The organism is Streptococcus sp. KHUD_013, assembly GCF_052588545.1.
In genome coordinates this window covers 503687-522919 of record NZ_CP186264.1, presented here as the reverse complement: position 1 = coordinate 522919, position 19233 = coordinate 503687, and the positions used below count along the sequence as shown (strand labels likewise).

Here is a 19233-nt window from a genome sequence, read left to right as displayed (position 1 = left end):
TTTTATCGATTTCGAGCGTAATTGATCATATCATATGGTAGAGTATTGGCACTTTCCCTCAAGGAATAGTTTTCCAATTCGTTGACATTTTGCCGCATGCGACGTGCATACTTGGCCGAAATCAAATGTTGCTCCTCATATTTGAAAATGAGTTTTCTCTCCAGGTAATAGCCTCTTAGCATCTCATCAATATTATTGGGCTTGATCCGATTGATAACCCGCTCTACAAAGGCTCCACTGGTAATCAATGACGTTTCACGCAGGCGTGATTCTTGAAGGAAAGATACCAAACTACTGCGATAGACTCCTTTTAGGTTTTCCAAACTCTCGATAATAATTTCCGTATTCGCCAAATACAAGGCGGCAATCTGGTCATAATCGATAGCTTCGAGCTTGTAATTTTCTCCGTTTTTCCATGCCTGAATACCGGATCCAAAGGTCAACACTTCGTGGAAAAGGAGTCGGATTATGCGGAAGAGCACCAAGAAATAATAGGTCAGGCGCGATGACAGATTGCGATTGATATTTTGCTCCATGGATCGGAGATAACGTTGATAGACATGGTAGCTTCTATCTCGAATCTTTCCTTCTTCATAGGCTTGTTCCAAACCATCGTTCTCGATACTGAGAATAAGGAGTTTCAATTGCTCCCAGTCTCTTTGAGTGGCCTTATCCTCCTGATTGAGAATCATATTTTCTATCCGGCCATGATAATTATCAATAGCCGCATACAGAGGCCCCTTCTGCTTGGTCACCGTCAACTCCTTCTCCAATAGCATGACGACATCGTTTAAGATAGCAATGTGCATCAAATGATCATTGGATTCCTCTTTGTCTTCGGATAGTTTTGGTAGGATGAGAAGTCCAATCAGGAAACTACACAAGGTCACCCCTGCTACTAAAAACAAGAGAACTGGATATTCTGCTTCTAGATGCGTCGGTATTAACAGAATGGTCGCGATAGACACCGCTCCTTTGACCCCCGAAAAGGTCAACAAGAGAGCATCTTTCAGATACTTATCAATGGATTTTTTCAATCGGAAACCACGGTACCAGTAAAATCCATACACCATCAAGAAGCGAATCAAGAATAGGAATCCCGTCAATAAGAGAACAGTCACAATCAAGAGCAGATTGTTGTAAAAGGGAGTCCTAAGAATTGGCTCAGAAATCATCTCAAGCTCTATCCCCAAAAGGACAAAGACGTATCCGTTAAGGACAAAATTGACTGTATTCCAAACCGTATGCGTCACCGTATCGACTTTGGCTTCTAGTAGGGTAATTTTCTTAATCCGACTAGCCTTTAGGATCCCAGCCACGACCACCGCAATAATCCCTGATACATGGATCTCTTCTGCAATAAAGAAGGTTAACAAGGGAAGACTCAATTCTAAAATGAGTTCACTGGCAATATCTGTTGCCCGAACACTCAACAACAGTTTCTGAAGCCCACGGTTGACAGCCGCTGTCACAATCCCTACCGCAAAACCTCCTAAAATGGAAACCACCAAATCCCAACTAGCCTGTCCCAATGAGAAGGCACCAGTAGTCTAAGCAGCCAGAGCTACTCGAAAGGCCACCAAACCTGAAGCATCGTTGAGCAAGCCTTCTCCTTTTAAAATGTTGGAGACCCGTTTAGGAAAGGTAAAGCGTTCCGAAAGGGAGGCAAAAGCCACCAAATCAGTCGGACCGAGCGCTGCCCCAACTGCCATACAGGCAGCTAGTGGAATTCCTAACCACAAGAGATGAGCCAACCAGCCCAAGCTAAGGGTCGAAATAAAAATAACTGGGAAGATTAAAAAGGCGATAATGCGCCAGTGCTTGAGAATAGAAGTAATATCCGCTTCTTCTGCCTCTCGAAAGAGGAGGGGACCAATAACCAAGGCCAAAAAGAGTTCTGTATCTAAGTGATACTCCGAATTGGGTAAGAGAAAGCCAAGCCCAATCCCAAGGAAGATCTGGATCAAGGGCAAGGGCAAGGTCGGAATCAACTTATTGGTCGCATTGGAAACAATCAGAACCAGGGAAAAGACAATGGCGTATACAAGAATCTCCATCTCTTATCCTCCTGATCGTTGGTTACAACAGTCCTCAAAGAGTTGTTTTTGTTCTTGGATCTTTTGATCAATCTTTGTCAGATCCTTGTGCTCAATTTTCTTCTGGCTACGTTCCATTTCAAGAGAGACTAACTTCTTCTTGATTTTGATCATCTTTTTGCTCATCCGCGCTTCATCCAAAAAACCGACAGCACGTTCATGAGACGTTGACTCCACAAAATCGTGACGAAGGGCTTCAATTTTATTTTTTAAAAATTCTTTATCCATGGCGGTAACTTTCTAATTTTTCAATCATGACCAAAAATGGTGGATGATTAATTTGATTGAGGGTCCGATAACTAGTGACCGTAAATTCTTGTTGAGGTAGGTGAGAGACAAAATCCAAGACAGCATCTTTTTCTAGGTCTCCACCTTCATGACCATAATAGATCATGATAGCTATCCGGCCCCCTTTGACCAAGAGGTGACATAGTTTATCGATGGCTTGAATGGTTGTTCTAGGCTGGGTAATGATCGACTTATCTGCTGAAGGAAGATAGCCTAAATTGAAGATAGCAGCCTTGACCTGGTTTACATAGAAATCAACCTCTTCATGCCCCTTCAAAAGAAGGTGGGCATTGGCAAGGCCTGCTTCTTCCAAACGCTTCTGCGTATGGACCAAGGCCTGCTCTTGAATATCAAATGCATAAACTTCTTTGGCTAGTTTCGCCAAGAAAAGCGTATCATGCCCATTACCCATAGTCGCATCAACGACGGTATCTTGATCCGTAATGACTTCCCTAAGAAAATCATGGGCCATTTCTAATGGTCGCAACATCCTACTCCTCCAATTTTCCTAGTTTACAGCCTTGAACACTTCCTCGACGACGCATTTCTGTTTCAATAGCATTCAGAACTTCCCACTTATTGAGACTCCACATTGGGCCTATCAGCATCTCTCGCGGAGCATCTCCTGTAATCCGGTGGATGACAATTTCCTTGGGAATAATTTCCAGTTGGTCACAGATGACCGACACGTATTCCTCCTGGCTCATCAATTGCAACCGCCCTTCATGATAGTCCCGTTGCATCCGAGTGTTGGTCATCAGGTGGAGCAGGTGTAACTTAATACCATGAATATCATTGTCCGTCACACAACGACGGACATTTTCTACCATCATCTCATGCGTCTCCCCTGGAAGACCGTTGATCAAATGCGAAACAATCTCAGCCTTGGGAACCTGATGACGAATCCGCTTGACCGTTTCTACATAGAGCTCGTAACTATGAGCACGGTTGATCAATTCAGATGTCGATTCATAGGTCGTCTGCAAGCCTAGCTCAATGGTCACATGCATTCGCTTTGTCAATTCTGCTAGATAGGCTAACGTTTCATCTGGCAAGCAGTCTGGCCGTGTCCCGATGTTAATCCCTACAACACCCGGTTCATTGATAGCTTGCTCATAGCGTTCACGAATGACATCGACGGATTCATGGGTATTGGTAAAATTTTGAAAATACACCAAATACTTTTTCACATCTGGCCATTTGTGGCGCATAAAATCAATCTCTTTGTAAAACTGATCCCGAATGGGGGCATCTGGTGCCACAATGGCATCCCCAGAACCAGAAACCGTACAAAAGGTACAGCCACCACGAGCAACAGTTCCATCACGATTGGGACAGTCAAATCCCGCATCAATCGGGACTTTGAAGGTCTTTTCTCCAAATAGGGTTCGATAATAATCATTTAAAGTCGTATAGGATTTCATACCCCTCATTATAGCAAAAAAGCAAAGTGAACTCAAAGTTGAGTCTCCTCTGCTTTCCACTTGTATTTCTTAAGATCGACACAACCGTTTGATTTGCATTCCACTCCTTCTGCCCAGAGAAGCGTGCCTTGCTCTTCCCAATCAGGAGCCAGGCGACCAGTAGATGTTACGACCCGATGACAGGGATAGGCCACAGCCTTTGTAGAAGTGGCCAAAACCTTGCCGACCTGCCGGGCATGGCGAGGATAGCCAATGAGTTGGGCGATTTGTCCATAGGTCGCTACACATCCTATTGGAATATGAGCCAGGACATTTAAAACCTTTTCTTCAAATAGATCTTTCATACTTTACTTCTGCTTACTCTTAAAGCGCCATTCAAAACGCAAACGATCGTAATAAGGGAAGACCATTTGCAAAAGACCGAATCCTAAAAGCATACTTCCTGTCACGTCAGTCGGGTAATGAACCCCAACATAGACACGCGAAAGGACGATGGTCACCATACAAAGGAAGAGGGCAAACTGAACGAGAACTTTTCCGACTTGAGAGGTCATCCGTTGCCCCACCACAATCATCAAACTACCGAAGACGAGGGTGGCAGCTAAAGAGTGACCACTTGGAAAAGAATAGCCCCCTTCTTGGACCAAGTGTTGAAGAGCTGGCCGTGGACGCAGATAAATATGCTTCAGAATCACAACCACTAATCCAGTTGTAACTAAACTTCCTGTGAGGAGGAGGGCCTCCGTATACCATTTCTTCCAGACAAAGAAGAGGACGATGACGCCAACCCAAAATGTGACAACTGGTGTGTTCATCAGCACTGTTACACGGGTAAAGAAGGCCGTCAGATAGTCTGGTAAATCCCCGCGAATAGCCGATTGGATCGGTTGATCAATTCCGACTAAATTTTCCGGATAAAATTTGACTACATAGCCCAGAATCATAAATAACAAAAGGGCAAAAGAGCCCTTTAAGAAATGAGATTGTTTATTTTTCATAGATTTTAAGTAGGGGCTGTACGACGGTGTAAACCATCCAGAAGGTAACAGCCCAAATCAGTCCTTCTATTAGATTAAAGGGAACAACCATACTGAGAAGATACTTTTCAACTCCGACCATCTTCGCTATGTCAAAACCAACAAATTTAGCATAGAGGGGGATGGCATAATAATAATTAACTAGGAGCATGGAAATGGTTAAACCAACTGTCCCAACTAGACTAGCTATCACAAATCGCCTTGTGTTTTTTTTCTTATTCCAAATGACTGCAAATGCTAAGACAAAGACTAAAACACCAATGATATTAATCGGTAAACCAACCAAGGTCTCAGCTCCTCGACCATTCAGAACTAACTTGAGAACAGATCGAATCAAAATCACCACGAATGAGCTCTTCACATCTAACAAAACTAAGGCGAGTAAGATTGGAATCGTACTAAAGTCAACCTTTAAAAAATCAATCCCTATTGATAGTTGATAAAACATCAATAGAAAAGAAAGTGCAGATAAAACAGCCACTAGGGTCAGTTTACGAGTATTTGTCATCATAGGTTCCTCCAATTTTTACTAAAATTAGAAGAAGTTGGAAAGATTCCCTTCCCCATATTCTAATCGAATCGTTTTAAAGAAAACTTAAAAAGTTCCTTGGTACTTGACTAAAGAAGTCAGGATGTTATAAGAAAAAAGCTCGAAGACTGATTTCTTATAAAATCAAGAACATTTCCATCAAGTCAATCGTCAATAAGAACAGGTTTGTTCCTCTCTCGTCTTCTCCCATCCAGACTATACTGTCGGTTGTGGAATCGCACCACATCAGCTTACGCTCGCGGACTTCTTTAAGGAAGAGGAAATAGATATTTTTCTTTTAGACGAGGCGCCAAGCTGTAGACATAACTTATAGTTAGGCAAAGCTTGGCAACAAAGTATAAAAGGAAAAGAACATTTCCACTTTAAAGTCACCGCCGGTCGGGAATTACACCCTGCCCTGAAGACCCCTTTATCATAACAAAAAACACCTGCTATTGCAAGTGTTTTGTAATATCGAAAGTTACAACTCAATCCCTTTTGCAAAGAGCCTCTACTTCAACTTGTCTCCCTCATACTGATGGACCAGCTCTAATCCAGAAAATTCTTGTTGTCTGAGGGCTTCGTAGACAATCATGCAAACGGTATTGGAGACATTCAAGCTTCTGACATGCTCATCATTCATCGGAATCCGAATCGCCTTTTCAGCATGGAGCCGCATAAAATCCTCTGGTAGACCCTTGTCCTCACGACCAAAGATGAAATAATGTTCTGCATTATCATTGTAGGCTACTTCAGAATAGGTTCGATCAGCAAATTTTGAGACTAGGTGAACCTTTCCTCCAGCCGCAGCTTCCATAAATTCATCTAGGCTGTCATAGAAGCGAACATCCAACTTATCCCAATAATCTAGTCCAGCCCGTTTCATCTTTCGATCATCAATGGGAAAGGCCATAGGACGGATGATGTGGAGAGGGGCATTGGTGGCTGCACAAGTGCGAGCGATATTCCCTGTATTTTGAGGAATTTGAGGTTGATAGAGAACTACATGGTTTTTTGATTTGGTTTCTGTATAAGCTAATTCTTCAATATTCATCACAATCTCTTTTCCGACAAAAAAATAGCCACACTGCCCGGAGTCTAGCTCAGCAAACAGCGTGGTTACGACTTCATTAACTTAACTCACAACAGGTTTGAGGTAAATCAATGAGGTTACTGTATCAGTATACCACTTTCCTACCTCCTGTCAACTATTTCGACAAAAAAATTTCACTTTTTTACATTCTCTTTCATGTATTGAAGAGAATCTGGCTCTTTACGCCCTATTTCCACCATTAAGAGGTGATTTTTTTTTGAAAATAGAGTAAGATAGAATCATACTTTGGAGGAAATATTCATGAAAATTATTGTAGTTGGAGGCGGTAAAGTCGGAACAGCCCTCTGTCGTTCCCTCGTCGCAGAAAATCACGATGTCATCTTGATTGAACAAGATGAAGCCGTTGTTAATCATATTACCAAACGCTACGATATCATTGGTATTGTTGGAAATGGTGCCAACTTTAAAATTCTAGAACAAGCAGATGTGGCTGACTGCGACATTTTTGTCGCCCTGACAGAGCAGGACGAAGTCAATATGGTATCTGCCGTTTTGGCTAAGAAAATGGGAGCCAAAGAGACCGTTGTCCGCGTCCGGAATCCAGAATACTCAAATTCTTATTTCAAAGAAAAAAATATTCTTGGCTTCTCTCTAGTCGTCAATCCTGAGCTTCTAGCAGCTCGCTACATTGCTAACAGCATTGACTTTCCAAACGCCTTGTCTGTTGAGCATTTTGCTAGTGGACGGGTCGCTTTTATGGAATTTATAATCAAAGAGGAAAGCCCTCTCTGTCAGATGACCCTTTCTCAATTCAGGAAGAAATATGGAAACATTATTATCTGTGCTATCGAACGACAAGGTCAGTTAACGATTCCAGATGGGGACTTCACTTTACAAGCCTTTGATAAGATTTTTATGACGGGAAATCGAGTGGAAATTGTGAATTTCCACAATAGCATTCGTCCTCAGGTTGTTAAAAGTCTCCTCCTTATTGGTGCTGGTAAGATTTCCTACTATCTTCTGAATATTCTTAGTAATAATAAACGAAAAATCGACTTAAAAGTGATTGAAATCGATCAAAAACGGGCAGAATGGTTTAGTCAAGAATTCCCTGACCTCTATGTCATCCAAGGCGACGGGACATCAAAAGATATCCTAATGGAGGAACGCGCAGGTAACTTTGATGCCGTGGCAACCTTAACGGGCGTCGACGAAGAAAACATTATCTCTTCCATGTTCCTGAATAGTATTGGTGTGCAAAAGAATATTACCAAGGTCAACCGGACCAGCTTACTTGAAATCATTGATCGCCAAGATTTTTCAAGTATTGTGACACCGAAAGGAATCGCAGTTGATACGATCATGCATTTCATCCGCGGACGCTACAATGCCCGTTATTCAAATCTTGAAGCCTTGCACCACGTCGCCAATGGCCAAATTGAAACTCTTCAATTCCAGATTCGGGAAGAAAATAAGATGACAGGCAAGCCTTTGGCTCAACTGAAATTGAAAAAAGGTGTTCTGATCGCGGCCATTATCCGAAACGGGAAAGCCATTTTCCCAACTGGGGATGATCACCTCTTGATTGGGGACCGAATTATCGTTACCACCTTAATCAGCAATATCACGAAAATCTATGATTTGTTAGAGGGGTAAGCTATGAATAAAAGTATGATTCGCTATCTTTTAGCAAAACTCCTTCTGATTGAAGCCATGCTGCTCTGTGTTCCGATTGTTGTTGCACTCCTCAATCTAAAGAATGATTTTGTTGTGAAAGATAGTCCAACTGTCTTTATCTCCCTATTTGCTACCATTGCCATCCTCCTCATTCTTGGAGGAATTGGTACCTTATTCAAGCCCAAAGATTTTCACATCTACGCCAAAGAAGGCGTTCTCATTGTGGCTTTGTGTTGGATCCTCTGGTCCTTCTTCGGAGCCCTTCCCTTTGTCTTCTCAGGACAAATCCCAAACATTATTGATGCCTTTTTCGAGATTAGCTCTGGTTTTACGACCACAGGGGCGACTATTTTAAATGACGTATCTGTTCTCAGCCCTTCTCTTCTCTTCTGGCGTAGTTTTACCCACTTAATCGGAGGGATGGGGGTGTTGGTTTTTGCCCTAGCAATTATGGACAACAATAAGAACAGCCACCTCGAAGTGATGAAGGCAGAAGTTCCTGGCCCGGTATTTGGTAAAATTGTATCAAAACTCAAGAATACAGCTCAAATCCTTTATTACCTCTATCTGGCCCTCTTCTTCCTCTTTGTCATTATCTACTTCCGTGCTGGCATGCCCCTGTATGATAGTTTTATCATTGCCATGGGAACAGCAGGAACTGGTGGATTCACTGTCTTTAACGACGGGATTGCCCACTACCATTCAACTCTCATCACCTATCTGGTCAGTTTCGGAGTCTTGGTCTTTGGGGTTAACTTCAACCTTTACTACTACATCATGCTTCGCAAGTTCAAAGCCTTTTTCGGCGATGAAGAACTTCGTACCTATTTGATGATTGTTGGTGTTTCTTCCCTACTGATTGCCTGCAACATTTTGCATCTCTATCACAATTTTGCAGATAGTTTTGAAATGTCCTTTTTCCAAGTGTCCAACGTCATTACCACGACTGGATTTGGTTTTGGCAATACTGTTGATTGGCCGCTCTTTTCTCAGTTCCTCCTCCTCATGCTCATGGTGATTGGTGGATCGGCTGGGTCAACTGCCGGGGGGCTGAAAGTCATTCGTTTCTTAATTCTAGCTCGAATCGGGAAGAATCAAATTCGTTCGACCCTCTCACCCAATCGGGTGATGACCCTGCATGTGAATGGCACAGCCTTGGATAAGGATACCCAGCACAAAATCTTAAAATACTTCGTAGTCTATACCTTGATTATGATCTCTCTCATTGCGATTGTCAGCTTTGATAGCAATAATTTTATGACGGTCGTCAGCGCTGTCTTTAGTTGCTTTAACAACATCGGACCGATGATTGGAACAACGGATACCTTCGCGATCTTTAGCCCAATCTCTAAGCTCCTACTATCGATCGCCATGATTGCAGGACGGTTGGAAATCTACCCTATGTTACTGCTCTTTATGCCACGCACTTGGTCAGACCGCTAAAAAAACAAAAGAGGCTGGGACAAAAGTCCTAGCCTCTTTATTGTCTTTGGATTGTCGAGCAAGACGCAGTGGTTGTGTGGGCTCTACTACGCTGATTTCATCAGTTTTTACAGCCCTACTCAACTGTGCGGAGGTGGGACGACGAAATCGAATTCTAACCAATTACCGATTTCTGTCCCACTCTCTTTTTCTTTGCTCTGAGTGAGACTTTTGATTAAAGTATGTTCGATCTTAATTTTTGCCTTTCTCTTCCTCTTCTAGGTGGCTCCTCAGACTGAAATGATCTGGAACTGGATCCACTCCCGTCTTGCTCCAGGGATGGCAACGGAGAATCCGAGCAAGCCCCATCAGAATCCCTTTTAAACCATGCCGTTCAATAGCCTGAATCATATAGTTGGAACAGGTAGGATTATAGCGACAGGAAGGCGGAAAGAGGGGCGAAAGAAGGCGTTGATAGAGACGAACAAGTCCAATTGCACATTTCTTCATTATTTTTTCGTCTTTGTCACCGCAAGAGTATGCAATTGGCTGATTTCTTTCTTATTGAGTCGGCGGTATTCACCAGGGCGAAGTCCAGAAACGTCTAGATTTCCAAATTGGGTCCGAGACAATTTATCCACCAAAAGGCCAACAGCTTCAAACATCTTCTTGACCTGGTGATTGCGCCCTTCATGGATAGTCAATTGGACAACAGATCGATTCTTTTCTGGGTCAACTTTTAGAATTTCATAAGTTGCTGGCTTGGTTTTTTTCCCATCAATGGTCACACCACGTGTCAAGGGACGCAAGTTTTCTTTATTCGCCAAGCCCTTCACACGCGCAACATAAACCTTATCAATCTCATTACGCGGATGGATCATTTCATCCGTAAAATCACCGTCATTGGTCAAAATCAGGACACCAGAAGTATCCCAGTCCAAACGACCGACAGGATAAATCCGTTCCTTGACTTGAGGTAGCAAATCAATAACAGTTGGTCTCCCTTTATCGTCGGATACACTGGAAATGACCCCTCTTGGTTTATTTAAGAGGTAGTAAACCTTCTCTTCGTTGTAGATTGGTTGTCCTTCTACTTCTACCTTGTCCCCCGACTTGATCGTCGTCGCCAATTCGCGCACCACTTGACCATTTACAGTGACAAGGCCTTGCTTAATCAATTCCTCTGCTTTGCGGCGACTTGCGACACCAGCATGAGCAATATATTTGTTAATTCTCATCAATTTCCTCAGTTCTTTCTGTAAATAATTGGCTTTCTTGACCGATTAACTCAGTCTCTTCAACAATTGGTAGCTCGTCTAAATGGTTAATCCCCATGTAATCCAAAAAGTAATCTGTCGTCACATAGAGATTGGGTCTCCCAATGACTTCCTTCTTCCCATCTTCTCGAATCAACTCAAAAGAAAGTAATTTTGAAATGGCCCCACTAGAGTTCACTCCACGAATATCATCGACTTCAATCCGAGTTATCGGTTGTTTATAAGCAATGATAGATAGAGTTTCTAAGGCGGCACGAGAGAGACTTTGATTCATTGGTGACTTTGAATACTCACGTAACAGCTCTGCATATTGGGACTTAGTCACTAATTTATAGGTTGACGCTGTCTCTAATAAGGCCATACTAGAATCTTGATCCTGCTCATACTTCTGGGCCAATTTTTCTAAACTTTGAATCACCCCTGTGGGAGGAAGGGATAAGAGGTCGGCAATCTGCCTCACCGTCAAACCATCTTCTCCTGCAACAAACAAGAGGGCCTCCATCTCTGCAATTTTACTCATTCTTTAATCCTACTAAAATAATATCTCCAAATGGTTCTTCCTGAAGAGCCTCAACTTCTTGTACTTTAATTAATTCCAAAGTCGCCAAAAAGACTGTAATCAGTTCGTTGACATCCTTGGCTTCCTCAAAAATATCTTGTAGTAAGATTCTCTTACCAGGTTGACACAAGTGACGAACAACATTCATCAGGTCTTCAATTTTATACTCGTCTCGAACAATGGTCGTATGATTTTGTCGAAATTCTTCCTTCTTTTTCGTTAACAATTTTGAAAAGGCCAAGAAAAGATCTATCGTGGTCTTGTCATGGACCAATTCAGCATCATCATAGACTAATTCCGTTTTGGGTTTTGAAAAGTACTGGGCTCTCTCCTCGTGTTGAAGGGCCATCTTTTCACCCAATAGTTTAAACTTCCGGTACTCTTCGATTTGAGACAGGAGGTCCTGCTCTAAATCTTCTTCATCCGTTGCTTGCTCCGCAATTTTTGGAAGGAGACGCCGACTCTTAATCAAGGTCAACTGACTGGCCATCAGCATGTATTCACCAGCGACCTCTAAGCGCATGGCTTGAAGGGTCGTCAGATAAGCCAAGTACTGCTCGATCACCTCAATCAGAGGGACCTCATAAATATCCATCTGATATTTTGAAACGAGGTGTAAGAGAAGATCCAGGGGACCTTCAAAATCCTTTATTTTAATATCCATTACTTATACTTTTCTAGAGTTACTAGGGTTTTTAAACCTAGCTCTCGGGCGATGCTAAACAGATCCATCCCCTGTTCTCTTTGTTTTAAAATATATTGTTCCCGTAAGGATTGCGCTGAAAGATTTTCAAAACCTTTTTCCATTAGGAAGGACTCTAATTGACGGAAGCCCCACTGACGCGAATAGGGCTTGCCCTTGTTATCAAATAAATACGTCCCAGTCATCAAATCTGTCAACTCTCCTAAAAGAGCATCCGGAATGCGCAAGACCCGTTTCTGTCCTTCTTTCCCTACACGTAAAACCTGAAAATCGAGTTCAATATCAACGATTTTCAACTGAAGAATTTCACTAGGTAACAAGCCCATCTCGACAATCAAGAGGGCAATCAAGCGTCCTTGGGATTGGTCCGAGCCTTCCCACAAAAGGGATAAATCCAATAACTCTTGATCGTGGCTCTTGGACACAGAAACTTTTGGAAGGACCAAGCGATGGTAATCCTCAATAACCTGATGTTGATAAAGATAAAATAGAAATTGATTGACGGCAGAAAGCTTCCGTTTTTGAACAGCTGGTTTAAAATCCTTAATCGAAGCTTGATATATTCGAAGATTGGTATCTGAGACATGGTTATGAATCGTATCCACGAACTGATCCAAATCATAAGAATAGGCCGCCTGCGAATTTTCACTTAAGTCTTTTTCTTTGATAAAACTAGCTATGTATTCTTTCATATTTTCCTCATCTCGTATTCATTTGAGAAATTGTGCATGAGGGAGTTGATGGCTTTTAAAATGGATTTTCGAGTAATGATTCCTTCAAAGACTCCATCCTCTGAAACAACCGGTAGAAAGGATTCCTCTACCAACTTATGCAAGACTTCTGTCACAGTATAATCTTTCCCTAAGCGCTCTCCATCCGTTTTTGTCATATGAACGATGTCCATGGATGAAAAGACTTCATCAGAATAATCATGTTTCATTTGGTAAGAAAGAATGTCTGTTAAAGAAATCGTCCCTACGTACTTCATCTGATCGGTCACAACAGGAACACGAGTATAGCTAATTTGACTGAGCACCAAGATAGCATGATCCACATTGTGCGTATCAATCAAGACAGCCAAATTGCGCGCTGGAGTCAAAAAAGTCTTTTCTTCTCGAAGAATAAATTCCTCAAATTCCTTAGCGATCATCGATCGAACTCCTTTGTAAGAGGTTCATAGACCTCATGTTTCCGATTTAAAAACTCAACTCGATAGGAATCTGCATCAATTTCCACTTTAGCATAGAGGCACTCTTGAATAGGCCCCCTCGGTAAACTGACTGACCCAGGGTTCAGAAAAAGGGTACGCCCTTCCTTCCAAGCATCCGGAATATGCAGATGGCCATAGAGGCAGATATCTGCATCTTCTTCCTGGGCCCAAAAATCTAACTTTTGAAAACTAAAATTAATTTGGAAAAGATGGCCATGGGTTTGAATGATCCGAGTAGGACCCAATTGCGTCACCAAACGTTCAGGGTACTCCCCATAGAAGTCCATGTTCCCTTTGACAACATGAATGCCTTCCCATACAGGATCGGTACTTTCTAACTCAGAATCCCCGTTGTGAAAAATGGCATCGACCTTTCCTTTATAGTGGTTTTTGATCTCTTCTACGATCTGACGATCACCATGAGAATCGCTCATGACGATGATTACTTGTTCTGCCATGCTGGGAATACCTCCACTAATTTCTTCACGGCTAAAGCTCGATGCGATTGTTGATTCTTTTCCTCTAGAGTTAGTTGGGCAGATGTCTTACCTGTTTCTCCAACTAGAAAGAGGGGATCATAGCCAAACCCGTTTTCACCTTTTGGTTCAAAATTGATATATCCTGGCCAATCCGCCTCAACAACCAGGCTTTCCTTACCAGGACTGGCAACGACTAAGGTTGTGTGAAATTTAGCTGACCGATCCTTCAATTCAAACACCATCGCCAACTCATGTAAGAGCTTGGCATTGTTCTCTAAATCAGTCGCTCCCACACCTGCAAAGCGAGCAGACCAGACACCTGGTAAGCCTCCAAGGATGTCAACCATAAGGCCTGAATCATCCGCCAAGACCATTTTCCCTGTTAGCTGTGAAATCGTCTCAGCTTTTAGGCGGGCATTTTCTTCAAAAGTCATTCCTGTTTCAGCTACTTCTGGAAGATCAGGATAATCATTGAGATTCTCCACTTCAAAGCCCATTTGCTCAAAAATCTGACGAAACTCTTTGGTTTTTCCTTCATTCCGAGTAGCGATTAACAAGCGATCCTTGAGGCCTTTCTGCCCCAAAAAATCTGCAAGTGGAAGACCATTCTTTGGCAGATTAACGGAGAGCAATTGTTCTCCTTCTACAATGAGAAGGGCTCCTTGGCGTTGCACGATTTCAATTTTCCGGCCTATTGTTTCCTCCACAATTTGAAAGAGGAAGGTTAAAAACTGCAAACTAGAGGCGTAACGGACAACTGTAACATTCAGCGGGAAGCCCAAGTCTGTGTCTCCAACTAGTGATTCTACTAAGTCAACAAGCTCAGAAGCTTCTGAAGAGACTTCACTATATTCGTTATAGTCACTCCGCTCTCCCCATTCAGCTAGAAACCAATTTAAGGCATCTTTGTATTCATATATCTTTTGGTTCATAATTCTACATGCTCCACATGAACGACTTGCTGCAACCAAGTCTTGGCAATCGCTGCAAAACTGGCTGCATTGGCCGTTGTATAAAATTGATGGTGGCAATCGTCCAATTGACGACTGCGATTAATCTCAAAGTAGTTGAGTAAGACCGAGATATCCCGGACACACTCTGCCCCGCTATCAATTAATTGAACCTCTGGCCCCATGACATTTTGGATTATAGGGCGAAGAAGAGGATAATGAGTGCAACCCAAAACCATCGTATCTACCTTCCCGGCAAGGGGTTTCAAGGTTTCATAGACGACTTTTTTTGTAACACTGGACTGCAACTCATTGGATTCAACCAAAGGGACAAATTTCGGACAAGCTAAACTCTCTACTGCCATTTCTGGTGACAGGCTTTGAATCTTCTTACGATAAATATCTGAGGCGACTGTCATCGGTGTCCCAATTACGCCAATTCGTTTGCTTCTCGTCGCCTTGATCGCTGCGGAAGCACCTGGTAAAATCACTCCTAAAACAGGGATATCCAAGGCTTCTTTTACCTCTTCCCATACAACAGCTGTCGCTGTATTACAGGCCAAAACAATCATCTTCACATTTTTCGTTAGGAGAAAACGAACCATCTCCCAAGTATAATCACGAATTTGATCTGCTGGTCTCGGGCCGTAGGGTGCTCTGGCGGAATCACCAATATAGACGACCTCTTCATGGGGTAGTTGTCGCATCAATTCGCGTACAACGGTTAACCCTCCGACACCCGAATCCAAAAAACCAATTGGTCGATTGTCCATCTGCCTTCCTTTCAAAACAAGGGACTAAGAAAAATCTTAAAGTCCCCCTACTTATTTTATTGTGTAATCAGTCTTGCTTTTATTTCTTCTTCGTATTCAAAGATGCTTTTTGTTGGTTCAAAATTTGACGGTAAACTTGTTGTACCTTCGCTTCACTTGGACGTTGACCGCTAGCTCCCAATAAGGTACGAACCGCTTCAACATTCAAACGTGGGTTTGATGCAAATTCTTTTTCAAACTGCTTGCGAAGTAGGTACATACCTGCCAACATCCCACCAAAGAAAGCAAGGATAATCAATAAAATTGTCAAAAATGTAGACATAAGTGTTTTTCTCCTAAATTCAATATTTACACATTTTCTATTATACCAAAAAGGCCCTATTTTTCAAAGTCAAAGCCATACAATGTTGCAAAGTAATCCTCTGGTTTTTCGGCCCGTCGGATGAGACGAGCTTGGCCCGATTCTTCTAATAAAATCTCGGCAGAGCGAAGCTTGGCATTGTACTGATAGCCCATGGAATAACCATGCGCTCCTGTATCATGGATGACCAAGAGATCCCCAATCTCAGAGATAGGAAACTCCCGATTCTTGGCAAATTTGTCATTGTTTTCACACAAACTACCAACAATGTCGACTACTTCTGTCTCACCTTCTGGACGATCGAGATTGGTGATATGGTGGTAGGCCCCGTACATAGCAGGACGGAGGAGGTTGACAGCCGAAGCATCTACTCCTAGATAGGTCCGATAAGTCTGCTTCTTATGGGTGACATGGGTGACTAACAAGCCATGTGGTGCCAACATGAAGCGGCCTAATTCCGCATAGATTTTCACTTGATCTAAGCCAGCAGGGATTAAAATAGCCTCGTAAGCACGACGAACCCCCTCCCCAATCACAGCGATGTCATTCGGCTGGTCTTCTGGTTTGTAGTTCACTCCAACCCCTCCAGAAAGGTTGACAAAATCCAAAGTCACCCCTGTCTTTTCAACAACTTCTACAGCCAACTGGAATAATTGCTTAGCCAATTCTGGATAGTAATCATTAGAGATGGTATTCGAAGCCAAGAGGGCATGGATTCCAAAGCGCTTAACCCCCAAGTCTTTTAACTCACGGAAGGCTCGGATCAATTGCTCCTTGGTCATGCCGAACTTAGCCTCCTCAGGGTGATCCATGATATCCGTTCCCAGTTCAAACACCCCTCCTGGATTATAGCGGCAAGAGATAACCTCCGGTAGAGTCGCAACTGACTGTAAAAAAGCTACATCTTCGTAGGCATCCAAGTTGATAGTCGCTCCTAGTTGACGGGCAAAGACCATCTCTTCAGCCGGCGTATTATTCGAAGAAAACATAATCTCTTGGCCCGTAAATCCTAATTTTTGAGCCATCAACAATTCCACATAGCTAGCACAATCCACGCCACATCCTTCTTCTTTTAGGATTTTTAGGATGGCTGGATTAGGGGTTGCTTTGATAGCGAAATACTCTTTAAAACCTGGATTCCAAGAAAAAGCTTGATGGAGGGCACGAGCTGTCTGCCGGATCCCAGCTTCATCATATAGGTGAAAGGGAGTTGGATAGGTTTCAGTAATTTGTTTTAATTTCTCCCTGCTAATAAATGGACGTTTCATTTGAAGATTCTCATTTCTATCAATTTTCTTTAGTATATCACAAGTTTTCCAACAAAAAAAGCCGGTTCCCCGGCTCTTTCTATTAATCATTGCGTCTAAAAATACGTAAGATATTGATGAACAAGTTGATAAAATCAAGATAAAGTTCCAAAGCCAAGGCAACTACCCAACCATTGGTTGGTTGACCATTGGATTGTTCATAGACATAACGAATCTTTTGATTATCCCAAGCAGTCAAACCTGCAAAGATAATCACACAAAGGATGCTAAGGACATAATCCATACCAGAGCTTTGTAAGAAAATATTCGCAATTGAAGCAATGATGATACCAATCAAGGCTCCCATAAAGGCTCGTCCCATTCCAGACAAGTCTTTTTTGGTCACACGACTAATCGCTGACATGATGAAGAACATCAAGGCACTGACTACAAAAGCTTTATAAACTGTCGCTTGAGCATAGCGAGCAATGATAAAACTCAAGGTAAAACCATTCAAAGCGGAATAGGTTAAAAAGAGAGGCAAGGCCATGGGATTGTTTTTCACCGATTGTCTAGAAGCGACAAGGACTAAAATCAATTCAACGGCAATGGCAATATAGTAGACCCATGGAGCCTGAATTAGAATATACATGAAGGTTTCTTGGAAAAGGGTCATCATCAAAGCTGATACAACAGCTGAGATTCCAACTCCAACTCCGACTAGAGAATAAATTTTGCTATAAAAGCTATTAAGGCCACTTTGTTCGTGGATAACGGTTTGTTGATTCATAATCAATCATTCCTTTCAAACTTAAATTATTATGATTTTAACATTTTTCGATGGAAAAGTCTCCTCTTTGACCACTTTTTTCTCATTGGTTCTGAGGCTTCTTTGATAGCCCAGTACTTATCGACCATGGTCACGAGGAAAGATTCTTTGTAACGTGGTGGAGCAAGCGTCAATCCCCACATGTGTTTGAGGATGATATCCTCTTCTTTTTTATTGAGGCTTGTTATCTTTTTTGCATTTCGTACAGCTATTCGTGGATGGACCCAAGCATGGCTCTTATTGAATTTGACTTGGCGCCAATCATAGTAAAAAAGATCGTGCAGAAGAGCTCCTCTCGCTGTACTTTTGGTATCCCAGCCCATCTTCTTAGAAATGCGGTAACTAGTGTAGCTAACATGAATAGAATGCTCCAAACGATTGGAGTGAATATGATGCGGAATTTCCTTTAATTTTTGAAGTTTTGGGTGTTGAATCAAATGCCCCACTTCAGCCATATATTCTTTATCTTTCTGATACACAAGTCTTACCTCCTTAAATCTAACTAGCTCACTCTTCTTAAATCATAGAAAACATTAAAATCCCTGCTGCAACTGCGACATTCAGACTTTCTGCTTGACCCGGCATCGAGATATGAATCAGCTGATCTGCCTTCTCAGCCATCTGGTCACTAATACCTTGTCCTTCATTCCCCATGACCAGCACAAAAGCAGGGACTTTTTCCACTTTCTTATAGTCAACGGAGTCCTTGGATAAGGTGGTCGCATAGATGGGGAGCTGGCTCTCTTTAATACCTGTCAAGAGTTGCTCTCTGTTTAAACGGATAACAGGAAGATGAAAATGACTTCCCTGCATGGAGCGCAAGGTTTTCATATTATACAAATCCGCAGATTGATCGGTTAAAAACACTCCGTCAAAGCCTGCTGCATCAGCAGTCCGAATCATGGTTCCAACATTGCCTGGATCTTGGACATCCTCTAACAACAAATACCTTCCTTGGGTCAGCTGAAGATGGTGGATCGGATTTATCTTGACTTCAGCCACAATTCCTTGAGGACTTTTTGAATCAGAAATTTCTGCTAAAACCTCAGGAGATACGATGGACACCTTCGCATCTATCTTGATCTTATCTACAAACTCTTCCAAAACAAAGACTTGTTCAATCGGTGCCTGATGATTGACAGCTTCTTCATAAAGATGCCATCCTTCGATGAGGTAGGAGTCTGTTCTGTATTTTTTTTGATGAAGTTTTTTAACTTTTTTAATCCCATTATTGGACTTAGAGGTTATAATATTCATAAGACTATTATACCACATTCACAGGAGGAGCTTCTCCGTCCTGAGTAGGAATTCAATCACA

23 protein-coding genes, 1 pseudogene and 1 riboswitch are annotated in these 19233 nt (G+C 42.3%); of the genes and pseudogenes, 2 read left to right on the top strand and 22 right to left on the bottom strand.

The window, feature by feature from the left end:
* Positions 1 to 2: 2 nt before the first annotated feature.
* From ACOXXR_RS02380 to ACOXXR_RS02345, 8 genes and pseudogenes are all read right to left on the bottom strand, one after another.
* Positions 3 to 2057 (bottom strand): annotated as a pseudogene (locus ACOXXR_RS02380) (cation:proton antiporter).
* A 3-nt stretch (positions 2058 to 2060) separates the two neighbouring features.
* Positions 2061 to 2324, bottom strand: a complete 264-nt coding sequence (locus ACOXXR_RS02375; RefSeq protein ID WP_023024073.1) for a hypothetical protein — start codon at positions 2322 to 2324, stop codon at positions 2061 to 2063.
* Positions 2317 to 2874 (bottom strand): tRNA (mnm(5)s(2)U34)-methyltransferase, encoded by a 558-nt coding sequence (locus ACOXXR_RS02370; protein WP_023024075.1) that lies wholly within the window; start codon positions 2872 to 2874, stop codon positions 2317 to 2319. Before ACOXXR_RS02370 ends, ACOXXR_RS02375 begins: the two co-directional genes overlap by 8 nt.
* A 1-nt stretch (position 2875) precedes the next feature.
* Positions 2876 to 3817, bottom strand: a complete 942-nt coding sequence (locus ACOXXR_RS02365) for a TIGR01212 family radical SAM protein (protein WP_123159639.1) — start codon at positions 3815 to 3817, stop codon at positions 2876 to 2878.
* A gap of 23 nt (positions 3818 to 3840) precedes the next feature.
* Positions 3841 to 4152: an MGMT family protein gene (locus tag ACOXXR_RS02360; protein WP_023024080.1), complete on the bottom strand. Its 312-nt coding sequence runs from the start codon at positions 4150 to 4152 to the stop codon at positions 3841 to 3843.
* A 3-nt stretch (positions 4153 to 4155) separates the two neighbouring features.
* A complete protein-coding gene (locus tag ACOXXR_RS02355) occupies positions 4156 to 4806 on the bottom strand; it encodes a phosphatase PAP2 family protein (RefSeq protein WP_123160542.1) in 651 nt (216 codons plus the stop codon).
* Positions 4796 to 5353, bottom strand: coding sequence for an ECF transporter S component (locus ACOXXR_RS02350; RefSeq protein ID WP_123160758.1), 558 nt, complete (start codon positions 5351 to 5353; stop codon positions 4796 to 4798). The genes ACOXXR_RS02355 and ACOXXR_RS02350 overlap by 11 nt, the downstream gene beginning before the upstream one ends.
* A gap of 216 nt (positions 5354 to 5569) precedes the next feature.
* Positions 5570 to 5804: riboswitch (FMN riboswitch) on the bottom strand.
* Between the two features lie 81 nt (positions 5805 to 5885).
* On the bottom strand, positions 5886 to 6428 hold the full coding sequence (locus tag ACOXXR_RS02345) for a tRNA (cytidine(34)-2'-O)-methyltransferase (protein WP_023027147.1): 543 nt from the start codon (positions 6426 to 6428) through the stop codon (positions 5886 to 5888).
* Between the two features lie 300 nt (positions 6429 to 6728).
* Between ACOXXR_RS02345 and trkA the strand changes: the two genes are divergently transcribed.
* Together trkA and ACOXXR_RS02335 are read left to right on the top strand one after the other, a co-directional pair.
* Positions 6729 to 8084, top strand: a complete 1356-nt coding sequence (trkA, locus tag ACOXXR_RS02340; protein ID WP_023024088.1) for a Trk system potassium transporter TrkA — start codon at positions 6729 to 6731, stop codon at positions 8082 to 8084.
* Between the two features lie 3 nt (positions 8085 to 8087).
* Positions 8088 to 9548, top strand: coding sequence for a TrkH family potassium uptake protein (locus tag ACOXXR_RS02335; RefSeq protein ID WP_120701707.1), 1461 nt, complete (start codon positions 8088 to 8090; stop codon positions 9546 to 9548).
* A gap of 231 nt (positions 9549 to 9779) precedes the next feature.
* Here the strand turns inward: ACOXXR_RS02335 and yidD are convergent, their stop codons facing one another.
* The 14 genes from yidD to ACOXXR_RS02265 form a co-directional block, all read right to left on the bottom strand.
* Positions 9780 to 10037, bottom strand: coding sequence for a membrane protein insertion efficiency factor YidD (gene yidD / locus ACOXXR_RS02330; RefSeq protein WP_023024092.1), 258 nt, complete (start codon positions 10035 to 10037; stop codon positions 9780 to 9782).
* On the bottom strand, positions 10037 to 10765 hold the full coding sequence (locus tag ACOXXR_RS02325; RefSeq protein ID WP_023024093.1) for a pseudouridine synthase: 729 nt from the start codon (positions 10763 to 10765) through the stop codon (positions 10037 to 10039). Before ACOXXR_RS02325 ends, yidD begins: the two co-directional genes overlap by 1 nt.
* Positions 10755 to 11324: an SMC-Scp complex subunit ScpB gene (scpB, locus tag ACOXXR_RS02320; RefSeq protein WP_023024095.1), complete on the bottom strand. Its 570-nt coding sequence runs from the start codon at positions 11322 to 11324 to the stop codon at positions 10755 to 10757. The genes ACOXXR_RS02325 and scpB overlap by 11 nt, the downstream gene beginning before the upstream one ends.
* Entirely contained in the window at positions 11317 to 12027 is a 711-nt protein-coding gene (locus ACOXXR_RS02315) for a segregation/condensation protein A (protein ID WP_048715402.1), read from the bottom strand. Before ACOXXR_RS02315 ends, scpB begins: the two co-directional genes overlap by 8 nt.
* A complete protein-coding gene (gene xerD / locus ACOXXR_RS02310) occupies positions 12027 to 12758 on the bottom strand; it encodes a site-specific tyrosine recombinase XerD (RefSeq protein WP_023024100.1) in 732 nt (243 codons plus the stop codon). Before xerD ends, ACOXXR_RS02315 begins: the two co-directional genes overlap by 1 nt.
* A complete protein-coding gene (gene cbpB, locus ACOXXR_RS02305; RefSeq protein ID WP_117744570.1) occupies positions 12755 to 13216 on the bottom strand; it encodes a cyclic-di-AMP-binding protein CbpB in 462 nt (153 codons plus the stop codon). Before cbpB ends, xerD begins: the two co-directional genes overlap by 4 nt.
* Complete coding sequence (locus ACOXXR_RS02300; protein ID WP_023024104.1) at positions 13213 to 13734, bottom strand: metallophosphoesterase; 522 nt, start codon at positions 13732 to 13734, stop codon at positions 13213 to 13215. Before ACOXXR_RS02300 ends, cbpB begins: the two co-directional genes overlap by 4 nt.
* Positions 13719 to 14687 carry a nucleoside-triphosphate diphosphatase gene (locus tag ACOXXR_RS02295; protein WP_233331247.1) on the bottom strand — a complete coding sequence of 323 codons (969 nt, stop codon included), beginning with the start codon at positions 14685 to 14687 and terminating at the stop codon, positions 13719 to 13721. The genes ACOXXR_RS02300 and ACOXXR_RS02295 overlap by 16 nt, the downstream gene beginning before the upstream one ends.
* Positions 14684 to 15478: a glutamate racemase gene (gene racE / locus ACOXXR_RS02290; RefSeq protein ID WP_023024108.1), complete on the bottom strand. Its 795-nt coding sequence runs from the start codon at positions 15476 to 15478 to the stop codon at positions 14684 to 14686. Before racE ends, ACOXXR_RS02295 begins: the two co-directional genes overlap by 4 nt.
* A gap of 79 nt (positions 15479 to 15557) precedes the next feature.
* Complete coding sequence (locus tag ACOXXR_RS02285; protein ID WP_006595782.1) at positions 15558 to 15800, bottom strand: YneF family protein; 243 nt, start codon at positions 15798 to 15800, stop codon at positions 15558 to 15560.
* Positions 15801 to 15856: 56 nt separating this feature from the next.
* The gene (locus ACOXXR_RS02280; RefSeq protein WP_445278658.1) at positions 15857 to 17107 is read right to left on the bottom strand and encodes a diaminopimelate decarboxylase; all 1251 of its coding nucleotides are present in this window, start codon (positions 17105 to 17107) and stop codon (positions 15857 to 15859) included.
* Positions 17108 to 17189: 82 nt separating this feature from the next.
* Positions 17190 to 17876, bottom strand: a complete 687-nt coding sequence (locus ACOXXR_RS02275) for a Bax inhibitor-1/YccA family protein (RefSeq protein ID WP_445278657.1) — start codon at positions 17874 to 17876, stop codon at positions 17190 to 17192.
* A 29-nt stretch (positions 17877 to 17905) separates the two neighbouring features.
* A complete protein-coding gene (locus tag ACOXXR_RS02270) occupies positions 17906 to 18370 on the bottom strand; it encodes an HDIG domain-containing metalloprotein (RefSeq protein WP_117744891.1) in 465 nt (154 codons plus the stop codon).
* Between the two features lie 61 nt (positions 18371 to 18431).
* On the bottom strand, positions 18432 to 19172 hold the full coding sequence (locus tag ACOXXR_RS02265) for a TrmH family RNA methyltransferase (RefSeq protein ID WP_023024117.1): 741 nt from the start codon (positions 19170 to 19172) through the stop codon (positions 18432 to 18434).
* Positions 19173 to 19233 lie beyond the last annotated feature (61 nt).

Coding starts and splice junctions, on each gene's coding strand:
- ACOXXR_RS02375 (WP_023024073.1), bottom strand. CDS start 2,324: ATGGATAAAGAATTTTTAAAAAATAAAATTGAAGCCCTTCGTCACGAT.
- ACOXXR_RS02370 (WP_023024075.1), bottom strand. CDS start 2,874: ATGTTGCGACCATTAGAAATGGCCCATGATTTTCTTAGGGAAGTCATT.
- ACOXXR_RS02365 (WP_123159639.1), bottom strand. CDS start 3,817: ATGAGGGGTATGAAATCCTATACGACTTTAAATGATTATTATCGAACC.
- ACOXXR_RS02360 (WP_023024080.1), bottom strand. CDS start 4,152: ATGAAAGATCTATTTGAAGAAAAGGTTTTAAATGTCCTGGCTCATATT.
- ACOXXR_RS02355 (WP_123160542.1), bottom strand. CDS start 4,806: ATGAAAAATAAACAATCTCATTTCTTAAAGGGCTCTTTTGCCCTTTTG.
- ACOXXR_RS02350 (WP_123160758.1), bottom strand. CDS start 5,353: ATGACAAATACTCGTAAACTGACCCTAGTGGCTGTTTTATCTGCACTT.
- ACOXXR_RS02345 (WP_023027147.1), bottom strand. CDS start 6,428: ATGAATATTGAAGAATTAGCTTATACAGAAACCAAATCAAAAAACCAT.
- trkA (WP_023024088.1), top strand. CDS start 6,729: ATGAAAATTATTGTAGTTGGAGGCGGTAAAGTCGGAACAGCCCTCTGT.
- ACOXXR_RS02335 (WP_120701707.1), top strand. CDS start 8,088: ATGAATAAAAGTATGATTCGCTATCTTTTAGCAAAACTCCTTCTGATT.
- yidD (WP_023024092.1), bottom strand. CDS start 10,037: ATGAAGAAATGTGCAATTGGACTTGTTCGTCTCTATCAACGCCTTCTT.
- ACOXXR_RS02325 (WP_023024093.1), bottom strand. CDS start 10,765: ATGAGAATTAACAAATATATTGCTCATGCTGGTGTCGCAAGTCGCCGC.
- scpB (WP_023024095.1), bottom strand. CDS start 11,324: ATGAGTAAAATTGCAGAGATGGAGGCCCTCTTGTTTGTTGCAGGAGAA.
- ACOXXR_RS02315 (WP_048715402.1), bottom strand. CDS start 12,027: ATGGATATTAAAATAAAGGATTTTGAAGGTCCCCTGGATCTTCTCTTA.
- xerD (WP_023024100.1), bottom strand. CDS start 12,758: ATGAAAGAATACATAGCTAGTTTTATCAAAGAAAAAGACTTAAGTGAA.
- cbpB (WP_117744570.1), bottom strand. CDS start 13,216: ATGATCGCTAAGGAATTTGAGGAATTTATTCTTCGAGAAGAAAAGACT.
- ACOXXR_RS02300 (WP_023024104.1), bottom strand. CDS start 13,734: ATGGCAGAACAAGTAATCATCGTCATGAGCGATTCTCATGGTGATCGT.
- ACOXXR_RS02295 (WP_233331247.1), bottom strand. CDS start 14,687: ATGAACCAAAAGATATATGAATACAAAGATGCCTTAAATTGGTTTCTA.
- racE (WP_023024108.1), bottom strand. CDS start 15,478: ATGGACAATCGACCAATTGGTTTTTTGGATTCGGGTGTCGGAGGGTTA.
- ACOXXR_RS02285 (WP_006595782.1), bottom strand. CDS start 15,800: ATGTCTACATTTTTGACAATTTTATTGATTATCCTTGCTTTCTTTGGT.
- ACOXXR_RS02280 (WP_445278658.1), bottom strand. CDS start 17,107: ATGAAACGTCCATTTATTAGCAGGGAGAAATTAAAACAAATTACTGAA.
- ACOXXR_RS02275 (WP_445278657.1), bottom strand. CDS start 17,876: ATGAATCAACAAACCGTTATCCACGAACAAAGTGGCCTTAATAGCTTT.
- ACOXXR_RS02270 (WP_117744891.1), bottom strand. CDS start 18,370: ATGGCTGAAGTGGGGCATTTGATTCAACACCCAAAACTTCAAAAATTA.
- ACOXXR_RS02265 (WP_023024117.1), bottom strand. CDS start 19,172: ATGAATATTATAACCTCTAAGTCCAATAATGGGATTAAAAAAGTTAAA.